Origin of the sequence: Nordella sp. HKS 07 (genome assembly GCF_011046735.1) — a bacterium.
Classification (GTDB): domain Bacteria; phylum Pseudomonadota; class Alphaproteobacteria; order Rhizobiales; family Aestuariivirgaceae; genus Taklimakanibacter.
In genome coordinates, this window is the sequence record NZ_CP049258.1 from 5,496,845 (window position 1) to 5,516,766 (window position 19,922).

The 19,922-nt window shown below is 60.9% G+C and carries 20 protein-coding genes and 1 tRNA gene; 20 read left to right on the forward strand and 1 reads right to left on the reverse strand.

Annotated features, from left to right (window positions below):
• Positions 1 to 25: 25 nt before the first annotated feature.
• The 5 genes from G5V57_RS25825 (at position 26) to G5V57_RS25845 (ending at position 4,358) form a co-directional block, all read left to right on the forward strand.
• Positions 26 to 102: transfer RNA gene (locus tag G5V57_RS25825), tRNA-Asp, on the forward strand.
• Between the two features lie 303 nt (positions 103 to 405).
• Positions 406 to 1,812: an SGNH/GDSL hydrolase family protein gene (locus G5V57_RS25830; RefSeq protein ID WP_165170742.1), complete on the forward strand. Its 1,407-nt coding sequence runs from the start codon at positions 406 to 408 to the stop codon at positions 1,810 to 1,812.
• A gap of 120 nt (positions 1,813 to 1,932) precedes the next feature.
• Complete coding sequence (locus G5V57_RS25835; protein ID WP_165170744.1) at positions 1,933 to 2,355, forward strand: SxtJ family membrane protein; 423 nt, start codon at positions 1,933 to 1,935, stop codon at positions 2,353 to 2,355.
• A 9-nt stretch (positions 2,356 to 2,364) separates the two neighbouring features.
• On the forward strand, positions 2,365 to 2,514 hold the full coding sequence (locus G5V57_RS25840) for a DUF5989 family protein (protein WP_165170746.1): 150 nt from the start codon (positions 2,365 to 2,367) through the stop codon (positions 2,512 to 2,514).
• An 8-nt stretch (positions 2,515 to 2,522) separates the two neighbouring features.
• Positions 2,523 to 4,358, forward strand: coding sequence for a carbamoyltransferase (locus tag G5V57_RS25845; protein WP_165170748.1), 1,836 nt, complete (start codon positions 2,523 to 2,525; stop codon positions 4,356 to 4,358).
• A gap of 88 nt (positions 4,359 to 4,446) precedes the next feature.
• On the opposite strand, the gene G5V57_RS25850 is transcribed toward G5V57_RS25845, so the two are convergent.
• Positions 4,447 to 4,779: an HNH endonuclease gene (locus tag G5V57_RS25850; protein ID WP_165170750.1), complete on the reverse strand. Its 333-nt coding sequence runs from the start codon at positions 4,777 to 4,779 to the stop codon at positions 4,447 to 4,449.
• A gap of 305 nt (positions 4,780 to 5,084) precedes the next feature.
• On the opposite strand from G5V57_RS25850, the gene G5V57_RS25855 reads away from it, so the two are divergent.
• The 15 genes from G5V57_RS25855 to G5V57_RS25925 all read left to right on the forward strand — a co-directional run bounded on the left by G5V57_RS25855 (position 5,085) and on the right by G5V57_RS25925 (position 19,921).
• A complete protein-coding gene (locus tag G5V57_RS25855; protein WP_165170752.1) occupies positions 5,085 to 5,315 on the forward strand; it encodes a hypothetical protein in 231 nt (76 codons plus the stop codon).
• A 1,484-nt stretch (positions 5,316 to 6,799) separates the two neighbouring features.
• Positions 6,800 to 7,165, forward strand: coding sequence for an NADH-quinone oxidoreductase subunit A (locus tag G5V57_RS25860; protein WP_165170754.1), 366 nt, complete (start codon positions 6,800 to 6,802; stop codon positions 7,163 to 7,165).
• Positions 7,156 to 7,701 (forward strand): NADH-quinone oxidoreductase subunit B family protein, encoded by a 546-nt coding sequence (locus G5V57_RS25865; protein ID WP_246737368.1) that lies wholly within the window; start codon positions 7,156 to 7,158, stop codon positions 7,699 to 7,701. Before G5V57_RS25860 ends, G5V57_RS25865 begins: the two co-directional genes overlap by 10 nt.
• 5 nt (positions 7,702 to 7,706) lie before the next feature.
• Complete coding sequence (locus G5V57_RS25870; RefSeq protein WP_165170756.1) at positions 7,707 to 8,312, forward strand: NADH-quinone oxidoreductase subunit C; 606 nt, start codon at positions 7,707 to 7,709, stop codon at positions 8,310 to 8,312.
• The gene (locus G5V57_RS25875) at positions 8,309 to 9,511 is read left to right on the forward strand and encodes an NADH-quinone oxidoreductase subunit D (RefSeq protein WP_165170758.1); all 1,203 of its coding nucleotides are present in this window, start codon (positions 8,309 to 8,311) and stop codon (positions 9,509 to 9,511) included. The genes G5V57_RS25870 and G5V57_RS25875 overlap by 4 nt, the downstream gene beginning before the upstream one ends.
• Complete coding sequence (gene nuoE / locus G5V57_RS25880; RefSeq protein ID WP_165170760.1) at positions 9,508 to 10,218, forward strand: NADH-quinone oxidoreductase subunit NuoE; 711 nt, start codon at positions 9,508 to 9,510, stop codon at positions 10,216 to 10,218. Before G5V57_RS25875 ends, nuoE begins: the two co-directional genes overlap by 4 nt.
• 12 nt (positions 10,219 to 10,230) lie before the next feature.
• Positions 10,231 to 11,538, forward strand: a complete 1,308-nt coding sequence (nuoF, locus tag G5V57_RS25885; RefSeq protein ID WP_165170762.1) for an NADH-quinone oxidoreductase subunit NuoF — start codon at positions 10,231 to 10,233, stop codon at positions 11,536 to 11,538.
• A gap of 7 nt (positions 11,539 to 11,545) precedes the next feature.
• Positions 11,546 to 13,609 (forward strand): NADH-quinone oxidoreductase subunit NuoG, encoded by a 2,064-nt coding sequence (gene nuoG, locus G5V57_RS25890; RefSeq protein ID WP_165170764.1) that lies wholly within the window; start codon positions 11,546 to 11,548, stop codon positions 13,607 to 13,609.
• A gap of 1 nt (position 13,610) precedes the next feature.
• On the forward strand, positions 13,611 to 14,648 hold the full coding sequence (gene nuoH / locus G5V57_RS25895) for an NADH-quinone oxidoreductase subunit NuoH (RefSeq protein ID WP_165170766.1): 1,038 nt from the start codon (positions 13,611 to 13,613) through the stop codon (positions 14,646 to 14,648).
• Between the two features lie 12 nt (positions 14,649 to 14,660).
• The gene (locus G5V57_RS25900; RefSeq protein WP_165170768.1) at positions 14,661 to 14,900 is read left to right on the forward strand and encodes a hypothetical protein; all 240 of its coding nucleotides are present in this window, start codon (positions 14,661 to 14,663) and stop codon (positions 14,898 to 14,900) included.
• 4 nt (positions 14,901 to 14,904) lie between these two features.
• Positions 14,905 to 15,393, forward strand: a complete 489-nt coding sequence (gene nuoI / locus G5V57_RS25905; RefSeq protein ID WP_165170770.1) for an NADH-quinone oxidoreductase subunit NuoI — start codon at positions 14,905 to 14,907, stop codon at positions 15,391 to 15,393.
• 27 nt (positions 15,394 to 15,420) lie between these two features.
• Entirely contained in the window at positions 15,421 to 16,032 is a 612-nt protein-coding gene (locus G5V57_RS25910) for an NADH-quinone oxidoreductase subunit J (protein ID WP_165170772.1), read from the forward strand.
• Between the two features lie 2 nt (positions 16,033 to 16,034).
• Positions 16,035 to 16,343: an NADH-quinone oxidoreductase subunit NuoK gene (gene nuoK, locus G5V57_RS25915; protein WP_165170774.1), complete on the forward strand. Its 309-nt coding sequence runs from the start codon at positions 16,035 to 16,037 to the stop codon at positions 16,341 to 16,343.
• Positions 16,344 to 16,352: 9 nt separating this feature from the next.
• On the forward strand, positions 16,353 to 18,410 hold the full coding sequence (gene nuoL, locus G5V57_RS25920; RefSeq protein ID WP_165170777.1) for an NADH-quinone oxidoreductase subunit L: 2,058 nt from the start codon (positions 16,353 to 16,355) through the stop codon (positions 18,408 to 18,410).
• Positions 18,410 to 19,921, forward strand: a complete 1,512-nt coding sequence (locus G5V57_RS25925; RefSeq protein ID WP_165170779.1) for an NADH-quinone oxidoreductase subunit M — start codon at positions 18,410 to 18,412, stop codon at positions 19,919 to 19,921. Before nuoL ends, G5V57_RS25925 begins: the two co-directional genes overlap by 1 nt.
• Position 19,922 lies beyond the last annotated feature (1 nt).

Below are 19,922 nucleotides of genomic sequence, written 5' to 3' on the forward strand. Positions count from 1 at the left end.
CACTATCACCCGCCCCACGCCAGATGCGGGTGTAGCTCAGTTGGTTAGAGCGTCGGCCTGTCACGCCGAAGGTCGCGGGTTCGAGCCCCGTCACTCGCGCCAGTCATATCAATGACTTGCGCCGATCGCATCAGGTAACTTCCCAAAGCCAGGACAGACCTGTTCTAGGACCAGCGGTCGTTCGCTTCGCTTGAGCGCCTTCTGGCCGCACTGCTGGCGCCGCGGTGCCGCGGTCGGCTCATAACGCTCTCCCACTTGTAATCAGATGAGGCGCCCGGCAGAGGACCTATTGCCAAAGGCGGCGCCTGAGCTAACATAGAGTAATATGAAGGGCCAAGTTAGTTCGGAGTTGGCGGGTGCGTTCCCTTGGGCGATCCTGGGGAGACGCCCGGAGATGGAGCTTTCATGACTGTGGACAAGCGTGACGGCAACAGTTTGTTGCCGAGTACGGATGACCCACCTCTCCCCTTGGCCGGACCTACCTCGCCGAAATTCGAGCGTCGACTGGCGATTGTGGCGTGCCTCCTGCCGGCCGCTTACTTTCTTCTATCCTCGCTGTTCGCGCTCATCTACTTCAAGACATACGCGTCAGAGCTTCCGCAATTCCTTAGATATGTCTTAGCACCCGGTTTGATCGGGGTAGCATTTCTCGCTTGCGCCTATGCGCTGCCCCGCCGTCTAAGTCTATCGATAGGAACGAGCGGCATAGCCGTGATCGCAGCCCTGTTTGCTTTCGAGACCTGGCAGACCATAAAGCTGTATGCGAGTCTTCTTGGCATGATCGGATATGCCGGCGGTGCGCAGATCCCGAGCGTCGATGCCAATAACGGCTTGCCACCGGGCTATACGGTAAAAGCACTCAACCGGGTTCTTAAGCCTGCAACGCTGCCTGAAGCCGTGCTGAGCGGTGTGCCCCATTCGCAGGTGTTCATGTGTTCTCGCGACGGCAAGCCGGTGACCTACACGGCCGACCGTTATGGTTTCAACAACCCGGATAGCGTCTACGACAAGCCGATCAGCACTGTTGTCCTTGGCGATTCATTCATAGAAGGCTACTGCCTGGAACCAGGCAAGGACACGGTCAGTGTGCTGCGTGGCACCTTGCCCGATAGCGTTGGTATTGCGACGCGCGGCAACGGCCCCCTCATGGAACTGGCCGCGTTGGGCAGATTCGGAAAAGAACTCCGTCCACGTTTTGTCGTGATGGCGTTCTTCGAGGGCAATGACTGGGAGAATCTGCAGGTCGAGCTTGAATTCCCGTGGCTGCGGCAGGCTTTGTCCGAGAATACTGAGTTCGGGCAAACAACCATCCCTCCGGCAACGCTCGCCGAGATGGATGGTGTTATCAATGGCTGGCGTGCTACCGAAGTGAAACCCCTTGATGTTCTGCGCCGTACATGGCTCGTCCGGAACTTCTTTGCCCTGCGCCAGGTGAGTTCTGAGCTTGGGATCGCTTACCCGAAGGTTTTCCGGGCGCAGCCCGAATATGTCGACATATTGCGCAAGGCCGCCAAGATCACTGAGAGTTGGGGTGGCGAGCTACTGGTTCTCTATATCCCGCAGGCTGCCCGATATGACGGAATGATCTCACACGAGTTCGTCTATGACCCATTGCGCAATCGTGTCCGGAAGGCTGCGGCAGAAGCCGGCGTGGAAGTCATCGATCTTGCGGAAATATTCAAGAAACGGAAGGATGTCCAAAGTCTGTACGCCTCTGACTGGCATTTCAGCGAAGAGGGGGCACGTGTTGCGGCCCAGGCGATTATCGATCGGCTGAGACAGCCGATGGCTGCATATCACTCCGCGAAATGATGGAAAGGCGTTTGGTCGCGACTGCACGACCAAGCGGAGGGACTCAACAGGCAAATCACGGATCCGGATCGTCGAACTGTTGCAGACTTTCGGTGCAACCAGCTCTCGGGACTGAGGAACATGACTGAAAATTTCCATGAGCGGATCGAAGCGGACGAAGAGGTAAAGCTCCCGTCCGAGAGATCCTTCGCGATGGTGTTCGCGACCGTGTTCGCTCTCATCGGACTTATCCCGCTGCTGCATGGGGGCAGCATCCGCTGGTGGTCGATTGTGATCGGCGCAGTATTCCTGATCATCGGCCTCACTGTTCCCTCGATCCTGCGGCCGCTCAACAAGCTGTGGATGCGGTTTGGCCTTCTGCTTCATCGCATCGTCAATCCCCTCGTTCTGGGGCTGATGTTCTGGGGCATACTCGTTCCCGTCGGCTACCTCATACGGATGTTCTCGGGCAAGCTTCTCGCCTCCGAGCTCAAAGATGACAGTTATTGGATACGTCGCAAGCCGCCCGGGCCCGATCCCGAGTCTGTGCGCAATCAGTTCTAGGAGGAAGCCATGTCGTTCATTGGGGAATTGCTCGCTTTCACACGTGCCCGCAAGAAGGTCTGGCTCCTGCCGATGCTCATTTTCCTGGGCCTGTTCGGCGGACTTTTGATCCTGGCCAAGGGCAGCGCCGTGGCGCCTTTCATTTATACGATCTTCTAGGGCGCTCCATGCGTATCCTCGGGATATCGGCCTACTATCACGACAGCGCGGCGGCGATCGTTGCCGATGGCAAGATCATTTGCGCCGCGCAGGAGGAACGCTTTACGCGGAAGAAGCATGATGCGCGCTTTCCGGCCCATGCAATAGCCTATTGCCTGGAGGAAGCGCGCGCCAAACTGGGCGAGATCGACTATGTCGCTTTCTATGACAAGCCATTTCTCAAATTCGAACGCATTCTCGAAACCTACCTTGCCTATGCGCCGCGGGGCTTCACGTCCTTTCGCATGGCCATGCCGGTGTGGCTCAGGGAGAAACTGTTCCAGAAGAGCTTGCTGAAGAAGCACCTTCGTGAAATCGATCCGGATTTCGATCCGGAAGGCAAGCTGCTCTTCACCGAGCACCATCTGTCACATGCCGCAAGCGCCTTTTTCCCTTCACCCTTTGATCAGGCCGTGGTCCTCACGATGGATGGTGTTGGCGAATGGGCAACGACATCGGCCGGCGTGGGGCAGGGCACCGATCTCGCCATCGAGCGCGAGATACATTTTCCGCATTCGCTGGGGCTGCTTTATTCGGCCTTCACTTACTATACGGGGTTCAAGGTCAATTCCGGCGAATACAAGGTCATGGGGCTGGCGCCCTATGGCGAGCCGAAATATGTGGACGTCATTCGCGATAACCTGATCGACATAAGGTCCGATGGCTCCTACAGGCTGAATCTCGATTATTTCGACTACTGCACCGGGCTGCGCATGACGAATGAGCGTTTCGACGCCCTGTTCGGCGGGCCGCCGCGCAAGAGTGAAGACCGCCTCACGCAGCGCGAGATGGATCTTGCCGCCTCGGTCCAGGTGGTGCTCGAGGAGGTCGTCATCAAGATGACGCGTTCCCTGCGCGATGCATATGGGATCGACAATCTCTGCCTCGCCGGCGGTGTGGCGCTCAATTGCGTCGCCAATGGCAAGATCCTGCGCGACGGACATTTCAAGAAGATCTGGATCCAACCTGCCGCGGGCGATGCCGGTGGCGCCCTCGGCGCGGCTCTTGCGGCCTATCACGGCATCGCCAAGAAGCCGCGGATCAACTCGAACGGCGCGGATCTCATGCAGGGCGCCTATCTGGGTCCCAGTTTCACGCAGGACGAGATCGAAAAGCGTCTTCGCGATCAGAAAGCCGTCTTCGAGACGGTATCCGATGACGAGGTGATCGATCTTTCGGTGAAGGCTCTTGCGCAGGAGAATGCTGTCGGCTGGTTCCAGGGGCGGATGGAATTCGGGCCGCGAGCTTTGGGCGCGCGATCGATTCTGGGCGATGCACGCTCGCCCTCGATGCAGTCGCTGCTCAATCTCAAGGTCAAATACCGCGAATCCTTCCGACCCTTCGCCCCGTCGGTCCTGCGCGAAGACGTGGCAGGTTGGTTCGAGCTCGACGAAGACAGCCCCTATATGCTGCTCGTGGCCGATGTCCGGGAAGAGCGCCGCCGCAGCATGTCGGCGCACGAGAATGCGCTCTTCGGCATAGAGAAGCTCAACATCCCGCGATCGGAGATTCCGGCGGTCACTCATATCGACTATTCGGCGCGTATACAGACGGTGAGCGCGGATACGAACCCGCGCTATCATGCACTGCTTTCGGCCTTCAAGCGCGAGACGGGATGTCCCGTTCTCGTCAATACGAGCTTCAATGTACGCGGCGAGCCGCTGGTCTGCACCCCGGAGGACGCGTTCCGCTGCTTCATGGGGACCGAAATCGAGCTTCTGGTCGCGGGTAACTGCGTGCTCCGCAAGGAACGGCAGGATCCGGCGCTCAAGCGCAATTACGAAAGCGCATTCGAGCTGGATTGAAGCATTGGGGGGCGCGTCGAGGGGGCAGTCGCCCGCACCGGTCCGGTGGCAGGGCGGTTTTGAAGTTTTCACCCTCCCCCCTCCGGTCTCATCGCAGTGAAGGATGCTTCGGATGGATCGGAAAACCATCGGCGCCCACCTCGGTCGAGTAGCCTCGCACCTCGATCTGCTGTGCGCGCCCGTCGTGGCAGTCCTTGCACAGGCTGGTGAATGGGCCGGCGAAGAAGGTCTCGGGCCTGAGCTTCTGCGATGGGCTGACGTGGTGGCAGACGGCGGCGGCTACAATCCGGCCCCTAACCTTACACCACTCGCACAGGGGCTGCTTCCGGAACTGGCTTTCCCTCGTCTTCGCCCAGGCCGAGGTCTTGTAGAGCTTGCGATATTGGGCAGCTTCAGGACTGCGACGGTCTGATCTGTTCAATTAAGTCCCTGATCGTTAGTGGACATGGGTAGAGCGATCCTACTCTTGTTGTCATTACCGGCATCGTCAGGCTCTGTCTGGTACGTCACAACCGGTTGTGCTATCCTAAAGCATTCGGGCAGTGAGTCGCCGTTATTGCAGAGGGCGAGGAGAAGAAGCCCTATGGGAGATCGTCAGAGCTAGGACGCCCACAGCTGCCGCGCTTCACCCTCTGAGCTACGCCCCGAGTGGCCGCTCGATATCGGAAGATATATTGCCCAATAGTTGGTTTGCTGATCGAATGTCGCTACCAGTAGGAGACAGCGATGGCAATGCGCGCTCAACTATCTGGCGATGGTCCGCTCGTGATGCCTGCTGTTGTAGGCTATTTGGGGTTAACCCTTCCAGCAGGTGGACGACCAACGCAAATCCGTTTTGTCTTAGAGGATGGATCAGAACTCCATCTGCCGATTCCGGAGGCTGCTTACAACAAACTCCTCGATCAGTTCGCGATGCTGTACGCCGAGCAGAACTGGATCGAAGTAGGACCAAGGTAGGCAATGCATTCGAACTCTCAGCATGACACGGAGGACACGCCGGATATTTTTGACTGGCAAAGAGTGCTCTTTCTGCTTTTTTATGGCCATATGGCTGCTCGTGACTTTGTGGCTGATCAGTCAACTTCTCAATTTGATGTATCCCCCACTCGTCGGCGTAGCGATGATGGGGCTCTCGCTCGGAGCTAACCTACGTAGGTAGGTTCGACGCGAGGCCGCCCCGTGATGAACCACAGAACGTACGACAAGTTTGTTCGAATAATCACCCGTAACGAAGACTCCTTCACGCGACTCAAAAATGCCGATCGGTTCCTGACATGGTGTGCCGACCGAGAAATTTCGCTCATCCTGCACGGGCACAAACACGTTGCCCGTCACGTCCAAGTAGAGATTTCGGCTTCTGACGGGTCGATTCGGTACATTGATGTCGTCGGCTGCGGTTCGACAACTGGAGTCGAAAGCTCGCCCTTGTGCTACGACATTTTGTCCATCGAGCCGAGTACCCGAACATGGGGCGTCAGCTTCTACCATGATCCGTCGCCTTCCGGGGCTGGCTTCAGAAGTCAGGAAATGTCAGTTGACACCCGGTCTTTGCGGAGGAGTTGGTGATGTTCTTTTGTAGTCGTCCTAGCATATCTACTTTGCGCGACTGCTGAGAGACTAGCTGTGATCCGATAATGATACGGACCGTCTCGTAGAATTTCTTGAGAAGCCCTACGCGCCCTTCTTGGCGGCGACCGCTCGGATCCGATCTGCATCAAGCGCATCACCACCTCCAAGAAGGCGCCTCGGAGTCATCCACCGGATTCCAGTTCCAACATTGGGCCAAACGACAGGCGGCTGATGGATCGAAGCGCGGTCCATCCGGCGGCGTGCCCGCCAGACTTTTTAAGCTTTCCCCCAAGGTCTGGACGCCGATCACGCTCCGTCGCCACACGCTGTCTTCGGTGTGGAAATCCATGAAGTTTCCATCGGTAGCCACGATATCGATTGCTGAGCCAGGCAGGCTCCAATCCCAGACCGGAGGGTAGCCGCTCCTCCTGCCTTGGCTACCTCGGGCGCACGGGCTTCGCTGCACGCACCAATGTTATCAATGGCTTAGTGCTGGCACCTGGCTGGAGTTCCTGCGCGCTCTCGGCCAATAAGGAAACATCCTGCAAGGGCGGCAATGAATGCCAATGGCGCCGGGAAGCCCGATACCGGTTTCACATCTCAGCAGGCATCATAGCGATGGTCTCGAATTGCGGGATGAGTCGCACTGGATATGCGGCATTGATCGGTCAGACTTGCATTTCCCTGCTGCGTGGAGGCGGCGTCGGCGCCCGTCTCCAAGCCCTTGTCCGGCCATGACATTGTGTAACAAGGGGCCGTTCCAGACGCGCTTTCTGGAATTGGTCTAATTGGCTTGCAGTGCAGCATTTGGTGCGCTACCACGGCTCCGAAAATGAGCCCGCGCCGCATGCGGGCGTAAGAGGCACAGGGACATGCCCGAACTGGTCAAAGACTATCTGCCGGTCGTCATCTTCATGGCGGTAGCTGGCGCGATCGCCTTGGCGCTCATGGCGTCGGCGATCATCATCGCGGTCAGGAAGCCTGACCCGGAGAAGCTGTCGGCTTACGAATGCGGATTCAAGGCTTTCGACGACGCGCGTATGAAATTCGACGTGCGATTCTACCTCGTCTCCATTCTCTTCATCATCTTCGACCTCGAAGTCGCCTTCCTGTTCCCCTGGGCAATCACGCTCGGTGAGATCGGCGTCTACGGCTTCTGGTCGATGATGATCTTCCTCGCCGTCCTCACCATCGGCTTCATTTACGAATGGCGCAAAGGAGCGCTCGAATGGGATTGACCGAGACTCCGAAGGCCGGTCAGGGGCTCATCACGCCGGCCCAGCAGGAATATTTCACCAGCATCAGCGCCGAGCTCGCCGATAAGGGATTCCTTGTCACTTCGACCGACGATCTCATCAACTGGGCCCGCACCGGTTCCTTGATGTGGATGACCTTCGGTCTCGCCTGCTGCGCCGTCGAGATGATGCAGGCGTCCATGCCGCGCTACGACGTCGAGCGCTTCGGCTTCGCGCCACGTGCCTCGCCGCGCCAGTCGGACGTGATGATCGTCGCCGGCACGCTGACCAACAAGATGGCGCCGGCCTTGCGCAAGGTCTATGACCAGATGCCGGAGCCGCGCTACGTCATCTCGATGGGTTCCTGCGCCAATGGCGGCGGCTATTACCACTATTCCTATTCGGTGGTGCGCGGCTGCGACCGCATCGTGCCGATCGACATCTATGTGCCGGGCTGCCCGCCGACCGCCGAGGCGCTGCTCTACGGCATTCTGCAGCTGCAGAAGAAGATTCGCCGCGTCGGCACATTGGAGCGCTAGATCTGATGTCGGAAATCCTGAAGAACCTGAGCGCTCACATCACTGGCAAGCTCGGCCCCGCCGTCGTGTCGAGTGAAATCGCCTTCGGCGAGCTGACGATATGGGCCGAGGCCACCGAGATCGGCAATGTCCTGCGCTTCCTGCGCGACGATCCGGACTGCCGTTTCGTCTGCTTTATCGACATCTGCGGCGCCGATTACCCTGAGCGCGAACGGCGCTTCGACGTCGTCTATCATCTCTTGAGCCCCTACAAGAACGCGCGTGTGCGCGTGAAGGTGAGGACCGATGAGGCGACGCCGGTGCCGAGCGTGATCGAGGTCTTCCCCGCCGCCGACTGGTTTGAGCGTGAGACCTTCGATCTCTATGGCGTGCTGTTCGAGGGCCATCCGGATTTGCGCCGCATCCTCACCGACTACGGCTTTTCCGGCCATCCGTTACGCAAGGACTTCCCGCTCACCGGCCATGTCGAGGTGCGCTACGACGACGAGCAGAAGCGTGTCGTCTACGAACCGGTGAAGCTCGTGCAGGAATTCCGCAAATTCGATTATCTCTCCCCCTGGGAGGGCACCGATTACATACTGCCCGGCGATGAGAAGGCGGTGAAGCAATGACAACGACGACCGCCGAAGCCGATATCCGAAATTTTACCATTAATTTCGGGCCGCAGCATCCCGCCGCCCATGGCGTGCTCCGTCTCGTCCTCGAGCTCGACGGCGAAGTCGTGACGCGCGTTGACCCGCATATCGGTCTCCTGCATCGCGGCACCGAAAAGCTGATCGAGCACAAGACCTATCTGCAGGCGATCCCTTACTTCGACCGGCTCGATTATGTCGCGCCGATGAATCAGGAGCACGCCTTCGCGCTCGCGGTCGAACGGCTGCTCGGCATTACGGTGCCGATGCGCGGCCAGCTCATCCGCGTGCTCTATTCCGAGATCGGCCGTCTCCTCTCGCATCTCCTCAACGTGACGACGCAGGCCATGGACGTCGGCGCGCTCACCCCGCCGCTCTGGGGCTTCGAGGAGCGCGAGAAGCTGATGGTCTTCTACGAGCGTGCTTCGGGCTCGCGCATGCATGCGGCCTATGTGCGCCCGGGCGGCGTCCATCAGGACCTGCCGCAGGCGCTCGTCGACGATATCTGGACCTTCTGCGAGCATCATCCCAAGGTGCTCGACGACATCGAGGGGCTCCTAACCGACAACCGCATCTTCAAGCAGCGCAATGTCGATATCGGCGTCGTGAAGCTCGAGGACTGCTTCGCCTGGGGCTTCTCTGGCGTGATGGTCAGGGGCTCAGGCGCCGCCTGGGACCTGCGCAAATCGCAGCCCTACGAATGCTATGCCGATCTCGATTTCGACATTCCGATCGGCAAGAACGGCGACTGCTACGACCGTTACCTGATCCGCATGGAAGAGATGCGCCAGTCGGTCCGCATCATGAAGCAGTGCATCGAAAAGCTGAACTCGGCCGACGGCAAGACTCCGGTCTCCTCGACCGACGGCAAGATCGTGCCGCCCAAGCGGGCTGAGATGAAGCGCTCGATGGAAGCGCTCATCCATCATTTCAAGCTCTACACCGAGGGCTATAAGGTGCCGGCCGGCGAGGTCTATGCGGCGGTCGAAGCGCCCAAGGGCGAATTCGGCGTCTATCTCGTCGCCGACGGCACCAACAAGCCTTATCGCTGCAAGATCCGGGCGCCGGGCTTCGCCCATCTTCAGGCGATGGATTTCATGTGCCGCGGCCACATGCTCGCGGATGTGAGCGCCGTGCTGGGCTCACTCGATATCGTGTTTGGTGAGGTTGACCGATGAGCGTGCGCCGTCTCGATCCCGTTCAGCCCGAGAGTTTCGCCTTTACGCCGGCGAATCTCGTCTGGGCCAAGGAGACGATCAAGAAATATCCGGAAGGCAAGCAGGCCTCCGCCGTCATCCCGCTTCTGTGGCGCGCCCAGGAGCAGAATGAAGGCTGGGTGTCGAAGCCGGCGATGGAGTATGTCGCCGACATGCTCGCCATGAGCTTCATCCGCGTCTATGAGGTCGCGACCTTCTACACGATGTTCCAGCTCTCACCCGTCGGCAAGAAGGCCCATGTTCAGGTCTGCGGCACTACGCCCTGCATGCTGAGGGGGGCGGAGGATCTGAAGAAGGTCTGCCAGCGCCGCATCCATCCCGAGCCCCATCATCTCTCGGCCGAGGGCAATTTCTCCTGGGAAGAGGTCGAGTGCCTCGGCGTCTGCGTGAACGCGCCCATGGTGCAGATTTGGAGCGACACTTACGAAGACCTCACCCCAGAGAGCTTCGAGAAGGTGCTCGACGGTTTCGCCAAGGGCAAGCCGGTGAAGCCCGGTCCGCAAAACGGCCGCCAGTTTTCGGCACCCGAAGGCGAGCTCACGAGCCTCACGGATCCGTCGATCTACAGCAAGGACCGCACCTTCACCCGTATCGAGACGCCGCCTCCGGCACCGCCGGCCGCCGCGCCAGCACCAGCGAAGCCCGCCGCCGGCGACAAATCGAAGTGAGGATCACGTCTCATGCTCGCAGATAAAGACCGCATCTTCACGAATCTCTACGGTCTCCATGACTGGGGCCTCGACGGGGCGCGCAAGCGCGGCTGTTGGGTGGACGTGAAGTCGTTCATCGACAAGGGCCGCGACTGGATGATCAACGAGATGAAGGCCTCGGGTCTCAGGGGACGCGGCGGTGCCGGCTTCCCGACCGGCCTCAAATGGTCCTTCATGCCCAAGCAGATCGGCGAGCGGCCGCATTATCTCGTCGTCAATGCCGACGAATCCGAGCCCGGCACCTGCAAGGACCGCGAGATCATGCGGCATGACCCGCATCTCCTGGTCGAGGGCTGCCTTATCGCCGGCGCCGCGATGGGCGCCCATGTCGGCTATATCTATGTGCGCGGCGAGTTCATCCGCGAGCGCGAGCGGCTCCAGGCCGCCATCGACCAGGCCTACGAGGCCCGCCTCATCGGCCCGAACAACATCCATGGCTGGGACTTCGATCTTTATGTCCATCATGGCGCCGGCGCCTATATCTGCGGCGAGGAAACGGCACTGCTCGAAAGCCTCGAAGGCAAGAAGGGCCAGCCGCGCATGAAGCCGCCATTCCCGGCCAATGTCGGCCTCTATGGCGCGCCCACCACCATCAATAACGTCGAATCGATCGCCGTCGCCGGCACGATCATGAGACGGGGAGCCGCATGGTTCTCCGGTATCGGCCGGCCCAACAATGTCGGCACCAAGCTGTTCTGTATCTCCGGCCACGTGAACAAGCAGTGTAACGTCGAAGAGGCGATGGGCATCCCGTTCCGCGAGCTGATCGACAAGCATTGCGGCGGCATCCGCGGCGGCTGGGACAATCTGCTCGCGGTCATTCCGGGCGGCGCTTCGGTGCCGCTGGTGCCGGCGGATCAGATCATCGATTGTCCGATGGACTTCGATTCGCTGCGCAATCTCAAATCGGGCCTCGGCACCGCGGCGGTCATCGTCATGGACAAGTCGACCGATATCATCCGCGCCATCGCCCGCCTCGCTTATTTCTACAAGCATGAGAGCTGCGGCCAGTGCACGCCGTGCCGCGAAGGCACGGGCTGGATGTGGCGCGTGCTCACCCGCATGGCGGAGGGCCGCGCCGAGAAGCGCGAGATCGACATGCTGCTCGATGTTACATACCAGATCGAAGGCCACACGATCTGCGCGCTCGGCGATGCCGCGGCCTGGCCGGTCCAAGGCCTCATCCGCCATTTCCGCCATGTGATCGAGGAGCGCATCGATCAATATTCGGCCAATCCGGATCACGCGGGCGCGGTGCGCCTGCAGGCCGCTGAGTGAGGACAAGATGCCGAAACTGAAAGTCGACGGCACCGAGATCGAAGTCGAGAACGGCACGACGCTCCTGCAGGCATGCGAGGCGGCGGGCGCCGAAGTGCCGCGCTTCTGCTACCACGAGCGCCTGTCGATCGCCGGCAACTGCCGCATGTGCCTGGTCGAGGTGAAGGGCATGCCGAAGCCGCAGGCCTCCTGCGCCATGTCGGTCAACGATCTGCGCCCCGGTCCCAATGGCGAACCGCCTGAGGTCAATACCCGCACGCCCGTCGTCAAGAAGGCGCGCGAAGGCGTGATGGAATTCCTGCTGATCAACCATCCGCTCGATTGCCCGATCTGCGATCAGGGCGGCGAATGCGACCTGCAGGACCAGGCGATGGCTTATGGCATCGACAAGAATCGCTTCGCCGAGAACAAGCGCGCCGTCGAGGACAAGTATATCGGCCCGCTGGTCAAGACGTCGATGAACCGCTGCATCCAGTGCACGCGCTGCGTGCGCTTCACCACCGAGGTGGGCGGCGTCGAGGAACTGGGCGCCATCGGCCGCGGCGAGGACATGGAGATCACCTCCTATCTCGAACGCGCCATGACCTCCGAATTGCAGGCCAATATCATCGATCTGTGCCCGGTCGGCGCGCTCACCTCGCAGCCTTACGAGTTCAAGGCGCGGCCCTGGGAGCTGACCAAGACCGAAACCATCGATGCGATGGACGCGGTTGGCTCGAATATCCGCGTCGACTCGCGCGGCCGCGAAGTGATGCGCATACTGCCGCGTACCCATGAGGACGTGAACGAGGAGTGGATCTCCGACAAGACCCGCTTCGTGTGGGACGGCCTCAGGACCCAGCGCCTGGACCGGCCTTACATCCGCGAGATTGGCAAGCTGCGCCCGGCCACCTGGCCCGAGGCCTTCGCCCGCATTGCGCAGAAACTCAAAGGCACGAAGCCTGAGCGCGTCGGCATCATCCTGGGCGATCTCGTCGGCGCCGAGGAAGCCTTCTCGATCAAGCAGCTCGCCCAATCGCTCGGCATCACCAATATAGACTGCCGCCAAGATGGTTCGCCTTTGGGCGACAATGGCGGCCGCGCCGGCTATCTGTTCAATTCGACCATCGCCGGCATCGAGGAAGCCGATGCGATCCTGCTCATCGGCACCAATCCGCGCCTCGAGGCGCCGGTGCTCAATGCCCGCATCCGCAAGCGCTGGCTGAAGGGCGGCGTGAGCGTGGGCGTGATCGGCGAGCAGGCCGACCTCACCTATGCGTACAAGTATCTGGGCGCCGGTCCCGAAAGCCTGAAGCACCTCAAGGATTTCGACCTGAGCCAGAAGCAGAAGCCGATGGTCATCATCGGGCAGGGCGCGCTGGCGCGTCCCGATGGCGCGGCGGTGCTTGCGGCGGCGCAGGCACTGGGCGTGGTCAAGGACGGCTGGAACGGCTTCAACATCCTCCACATCGCGGCGGGTCGCGTCGGCGCGCTCGATGCGGGAGCGCTGCCGGGTGAGGGCGGCAAGTCCGCCCGCGAAATCCTGGCGGCGGCGCATGCGGGCGAACTCGACATGCTCTTCCTGCTCGGCGCCGATGAGGTCGACGTCCCGCCGCAGGGCACGTCCTTCGTCGTCTATCAGGGCAGCCACGGCGACCGCGGCGCGCATGGCGCCGACGTGATTCTGCCGGGCGCGGCCTATACCGAGAAGTCGGTCACCTATGTGAATACCGAAGGCCGTCCGCAGATGACGCGCCGCGCCACATTCCCGCCGGGTGATGCCCGCGAGGACTGGGCGATCCTGCGCGCCTTGTCGGACGTGCTCGGCGTCACGCAGCCCTGGAACTCGCTCGCCGAATTGCGCAAGGCGATGTATCAGGCGGTTCCGCATCTCGGCCGTCTCGACCAGGTGACCAAGGCCGATGTGGCGGAGCTGACGAAACTCGGCGCCAAGGGCGGCAACATGACGGGGGAGGCGTTCACCTCGCCGGTGAAGGACTTCTATATGACCAATCCGATCGCGCGCGCGTCGCGCATCATGAGCGAGTGCTCGGTCCTGCGGCACAGGACTCAGCTCGAGGCGGCGGAATAACATGAACGAGATTTTCTTCACCGTCGGCCTGATCGTCCTGCAGAGCGTGGCACTGCTGGTGTCACTCCTGATCGTGACCGCTTTCCTGCTCTATGCCGACCGCAAGATCTGGGCGGCGGTGCAGATGCGCCGCGGCCCCAATGTCGTCGGTCCCTGGGGTCTGCTGCAGTCTTTCGCGGACCTGCTTAAATTCGTCTTCAAGGAAGTCATCATTCCCGATGGCGCCAACAAGGGCGTGTTCATCATCGCTCCCTTGGTGACGGCGCTTTTATCGCTCGCCGCCTGGGCGGTCATTCCGCTCGACGAGGGCTGGGCGATCGCCGATCTCAATGTCGGCATCCTCTATCTGCTCGCCATTTCGTCCCTCGGCGTCTACGGCGTCATCATGGGCGGCTGGGCGTCCAACTCGAAGTACCCCTTCCTGTCGGCGCTGCGCTCGGCGGCGCAGATGGTGTCCTACGAAGTCTCGATCGGCTTCGTCATCATCACCGTTCTGCTCTGTGCCGGCTCGCTCAATCTGACCGACATCGTGAAGTCGCAGGAGACGGGCCTCGCCACCGCCGTCGGCTTGCCCTGGCTGGCCTTCCTCAACTGGTACTGGCTGCCGCTGCTGCCGATGTTCGTCGTCTTCTTTGTGTCGGCGCTGGCGGAAACGAACCGCCCGCCCTTCGATCTGGCGGAAGCGGAATCCGAGCTCGTCGCCGGCTTCATGGTCGAGTATTCTTCGACCCCCTATCTGCTCTTCATGCTGGGCGAGTACATCGCGATCATCATGATGTGCGCGATGATGACCATCCTGTTCCTCGGCGGCTGGCTGCCTCCGATCGACATCTGGCCGCTCAACCTGGTGCCGGGCGTCGTCTGGTTTCTGATCAAGCTCTGCCTGGTGTTCTTCATGTTCGCCATGGTGAAGGCGATCGTGCCGCGCTACCGCTACGACCAGCTGATGCGCCTCGGCTGGAAGGTGTTCCTGCCCATCTCTCTCTTCTGGGTGGCGCTCACCGCCGGCGTTCTCGTGACTTTCGGATGGCTGCCATGAGGATCGAGGATCATGTTCTTTTCCTTCGGCAACATACTGGGCGCCCTGATCTTCCTGACGCTGGGCCTGCTGGGTCTGGCGATCTTCCGGCGCTTCGTCTATCCGCTTTTGAGCGCCCAGTACGAAAAGGCGAAGGCGACCGCCACGCAGGGGAAGGATCCCGCGCGGACCGCCCGGCTCGTCTATCTCGTCAGCATGCTGCTATTGCCGTTGCTGGGCTTCCTGCTCGGCGGCCTGGTCTTGAAATGGTGATGTCATGAGATTGGCTCAAGCAGGCCGCGCGCTGTTCCTGCGCGAATTCGTTTCCGCCACCATCCTGGCGATGCGCTATTTCTTCGCGCCGAAGGCGACGTTGAACTACCCCTTCGAGAAGGGGCCGGTATCGCCGCGCTTCCGCGGTGAGCACGCGCTGCGTCGCTATCCCAATGGCGAGGAACGCTGCATCGCCTGCAAACTGTGCGAGGCGATCTGCCCGGCCCAAGCCATTACCATCGAGGCGGGGCCGCGCCGCAATGACGGCACGCGGCGCACCACGCGCTACGACATCGACATGGTGAAGTGCATCTATTGCGGCTTCTGCCAGGAGGCCTGTCCGGTCGACGCCATCGTCGAAGGACCGAATTTCGAATTTGCCACTGAAACGCGCGAGGAGCTGCTCTTCGACAAGGAGAAGCTTCTGGCCAACGGCGATCGCTGGGAACGCGAGATTGCCAGGAATATTGAACTCGATGCTCCCTATCGCTAAGGGGCGTGAGCCAGGATTGAGGGGACTATGACGGTCGCGAGCTTGTTCTTCTATCTGTTCTCCGTGGTGGCCTGCGCCGCCGCGGTGATGGTCATTTCATCGCGCAATCCCGTCCATTCGGTGCTGTTCCTGATCCTGACCTTCTTCAATGCGGCGGGTCTGTTCATCCTGACGGGAGCGGAGTTTCTGGCGCTCATCCTTGTCGTCGTCTATGTCGGCGCGGTCGCGGTGCTCTTCCTCTTCGTCGTGATGATGCTCGATGTCGACTTCACCGAGTTGCGTCGCGGGATGCTGAGTTACCTGCCGGTCGGCGGCGCCGTCGGCATGATCCTCCTGGTCGAGTTGCTGCTGGTGCTGGGTTCCTGGCACTTCTCCTCGGGCAGGGGCGCGGTCTCCGAGCCGATCATCCCGGGCAGCAAGGTCACCAATACCGAGGCGCTCGGCCTCATCCTCTACACGAAGAATTTCTTCTACTTCCAGGTGGCTGGTCTCGTGCTTCTGGTCGCGATGATCGGCGCCATCGTGCTGACGCTGCGCCATAAGCAGGGCATCAAGCGCCAGAACATCTCCGACCAGGTAGCGCGTAGCCCCGCGACCGCTATTGAAGTCCGCCAGGTCAAGCCGGGGCAGGGGATCTGACGATGACCATCACGCTTGGACATTTCCTCACCGTCGCCGCCATCCTCTTCACCATTGGCGTGTTCGGCATCTTCCTCAACCGCAAGAACGTCATCATCATTCTGATGTCGGTCGAACTCATGCTGCTCGCGGTGAACCTGAACTTCGTCGCCTTCTCGGCCTATCTGAACGATCTCATGGGACAGGTCTTCGCGCTCTTCGTGCTGACCGTCGCCGCCGCCGAAGCGGCGATCGGCCTCGCCATCCTCGTCGTCTACTTCCGCAACCGCGGCACCATCGCGGTTGAGGACATCAATCTCATGAAGGGCTGACGCCGCATCATGTATCAGCTCATTGTATTCCTCCCCCTGATCGGCGCCCTCGTGGCGGGCCTTCTCGGCACCAATGCCTTCCGCATGATGGGAAAGACGATCGACTCCGGCCACGGCCATGGCGACGCGCATGGCCATGCGTCGCATGGCGGCGATCACCATGACGATCACGGCCATGACGACGACCACGGCCATCACGCCTATCCGACGCCCTGGGCCGCCTATCTGACATCCGGTCTCCTGGTCGTCTCGGCTGTGCTGTCCTGGGTCGCCTTCTGGCAGTTCATGCATGAGGGAACCCCGATCAAGGTCGAGGTGCTGCGCTGGGTGAGCTCAGGCGCCCTCAACGCCGACTGGGCGTTCCGCATCGACACGCTGACGGCGGTGATGCTGGTTGTGGTGAACACCGTCTCGGCGCTCGTCCACATCTATTCGATCGGCTATATGAGTCACGATCCGTATCAGCCGCGCTTCTTCGCCTATTTGTCGCTCTTCACCTTCGCGATGCTGATGCTGGTGACCTCCGACAACCTGCTGCAGATGTTCTTCGGCTGGGAAGGCGTGGGCCTCGCTTCCTACCTGCTGATCGGCTTCTGGTATCAGAAGCCCTCCGCCAACGCGGCGGCGATCAAGGCCTTCATCGTCAACCGCGTCGGCGACTTCGGCTTCATTCTCGGGATTCTGGCGGTCTTCGTCATTTTCGGCTCGATCGAACTCGACACCATCTTCTCCGGCGCCCAGGCCCAGGTCGGCAAGACCATGCAGTTCCTCAGTTGGCAGGTCGACGCGCTCACCGTCATTTGCCTTCTGCTGTTCATGGGTGCCATGGGCAAGTCGGCGCAGTTCCTGCTGCACACCTGGCTTCCCGACGCCATGGAAGGCCCGACTCCGGTCTCGGCCCTCATTCATGCCGCCACCATGGTGACTGCCGGCGTCTTCCTGGTCGCGCGCATGTCGCCTTTGTTTGAGTTGGCGCCCCATGCGCGCGAGGTTGTGATCGTCATCGGCGCCGTGACCGCATTCTTCGCCGCCACCGTCGGCCTCGTCCAGAACGACATCAAGCGCGTCATCGCCTATTCGACCTGCTCGCAGCTCGGCTACATGTTCGTGGCGATGGGGGTAGGGGCCTATGGCGTGGGCATCTTCCACCTCTTCACCCATGCCTTCTTCAAGGCGCTGTTGTTCCTAGGCTCGGGTTCCGTCATCCACGCGATGTCGAACGAGCAGGATATCCGCAAGATGGGCGGACTCGCGCCCCATATCCGCGCCACCTGGGTGATGATGCTGATCGGCACCCTGGCGCTCACCGGCTTCCCCTACACGGCCGGCTACTTCTCCAAGGATGCAGTCATCGAGTCGGCTTTCGTCTCGCATGCGGCCGCTGGACAGGTCGCCTTCGTGCTGCTGGTCATCGCCGCCTTCTGCACCTCTTTCTATTCCTGGCGCCTGATGTTCATGACCTTCCATGGCAAGCCGCGCGCCTCCGCCGAGGTCATGAGCCACATCCACGAGTCGCCCCAGGTCATGCTGGTGCCGCTTTATCTCCTCGCGGTAGGCGCGCTTCTCGCCGGTATCGTCTTCGCGCCGTACTTCATCGGCCATGACGAGGTGCAGTTCTGGGCAAGCTCGATCTTCCGCGGTCCCGAGAACAAGATCATCGAGGAAATGCACGCAGTGCCGGCCTGGGTGAAGTGGTCGCCCTTCGTGGCGATGGTGCTCGGCTTCGCGCTCGCCTACCAGTTCTACATCCGCCGCACCGACATTCCGGGCAAACTCGCCCGGCAGCACTGGCCGCTCTACCAGTTCCTGCTCAATAAGTGGTATTTCGACGAGATCTACGACTTCATCTTCGTCAATCCGGCCAAGTGGCTTGGACGCTTCCTGTGGAAGCGCGGTGACGGCTGGCTGATCGACGGTTTCGGTCCCGACGGCGTTTCGGCCCGGGTCGTCGATGTCACCCAGAGAGTTGTCCGGCTGCAAACCGGCTACCTGTTCCACTATGCTTTCGCCATGCTGATTGGTGTCGCCGCCCTCGTGACATGGTTCATGTTTGGGAGCGCCCATTGATGTCCGGCTGGCCGATCCTCTCCGTCGTCACTTTCCTGCCGCTTGTCGGCGCCGCCTTCGTGCTTGCCATCCGCGGCAATGACGAGGTCGCCCTGCGCAACATGCGCTGGGCCGCATTGTGGACGACGATCGTCACCTTCGTCCTGTCGCTGCTCATTTGGTACTATTTCGATCCGGCCAATCCGGACTTCCAGTTTGTCGAGAAACTTTCCTGGCTGGGCGGAACCGCCTCCTATCAGATGGGTGTCGACGGCATTTCGATGCTGTTCATCATCCTGACCGCCTTCCTGATGCCGATCTGCATCCTGGCGAGCTGGCAGGTCGACAGGCGCGTGCGCGAATATCTTATCGCCTTCCTGGTGCTCGAGACCCTGATGATCGGCGTCTTCTGCGCTCTCGATCTCGTGCTCTTCTACCTCTTCTTCGAAGGCGGCCTCATTCCGATGTTCCTCATCATCGGTGTATGGGGCGGTCCGCGCCGCGTCTATGCGAGCTTCAAGTTCTTCCTCTACACGCTCCTGGGCTCGGTGCTGATGCTGCTCGCCATCATCGCCATGTACTGGTACTCGGGCACGACCGATATTGCGGTTCTCTACAAGAACCCGGCTTTCCCGGCCGATATGCAGACCTGGCTGTGGCTCGCCTTCTTCGCCTCTTTCGCGGTGAAGATGCCGATGTGGCCGGTCCATACCTGGCTGCCGGACGCGCATGTCGAAGCGCCGACGGCGGGATCGGTCATCCTGGCGGCGATCCTGCTGAAGATGGGCGGCTACGGCTTCCTGCGTTTCTCGGTGCCGATGTTCCCGATCGCCTCGGATCTCTTCGCGCCGCTGGTGTTCACGCTTTCGGTCGTCGCCATCGTCTACACCTCGCTCGTCGCGATGATGCAGGATGACATGAAGAAGCTGATCGCCTATTCGTCCGTCGCCCATATGGGCTTCGTCACGATGGGCATCTTCACGCTCACGCGGCAGGGGATCGACGGGGCGCTGTTCCAGATGATCTCGCACGGCATCGTGTCGGGCGCCTTGTTCCTCTGCGTCGGCGTCGTCTATGACCGTATGCATACGCGCGAGATCACCGCCTATGGCGGTCTCGTCAACCGCATGCCGCTCTATGCGCTGACCTTCATGGTCTTCACCATGGCCAATGTCGGCCTGCCGGGCACATCGGGCTTCGTCGGCGAGTTCCTGACCCTGATGGGTGCCTTCCAGAACAATACCTGGGTCGCCTTCCTCGCCGCCACCGGCGTCATTCTGTCGGCAGGCTACGCCCTCTGGCTCTATCGCCGTGTCGTCTTCGGGAAGCTGGAGAAGGCGAGCCTCAGGCATATCACCGACATGACACCGCGAGAGGCGGCGGCGCTCGTGCCCTTGATCCTGCTCACCATCTTCTTCGGCGTCTATCCATCACCCCTTCTCGATGTCTTCGGTGCCTCGGTCGAAAGCCTGATGGCGGGCGTCCAGAAATCGCTTGCCGCGGCGGGCGCAATCTCGGCAGCGGGACTTTAAA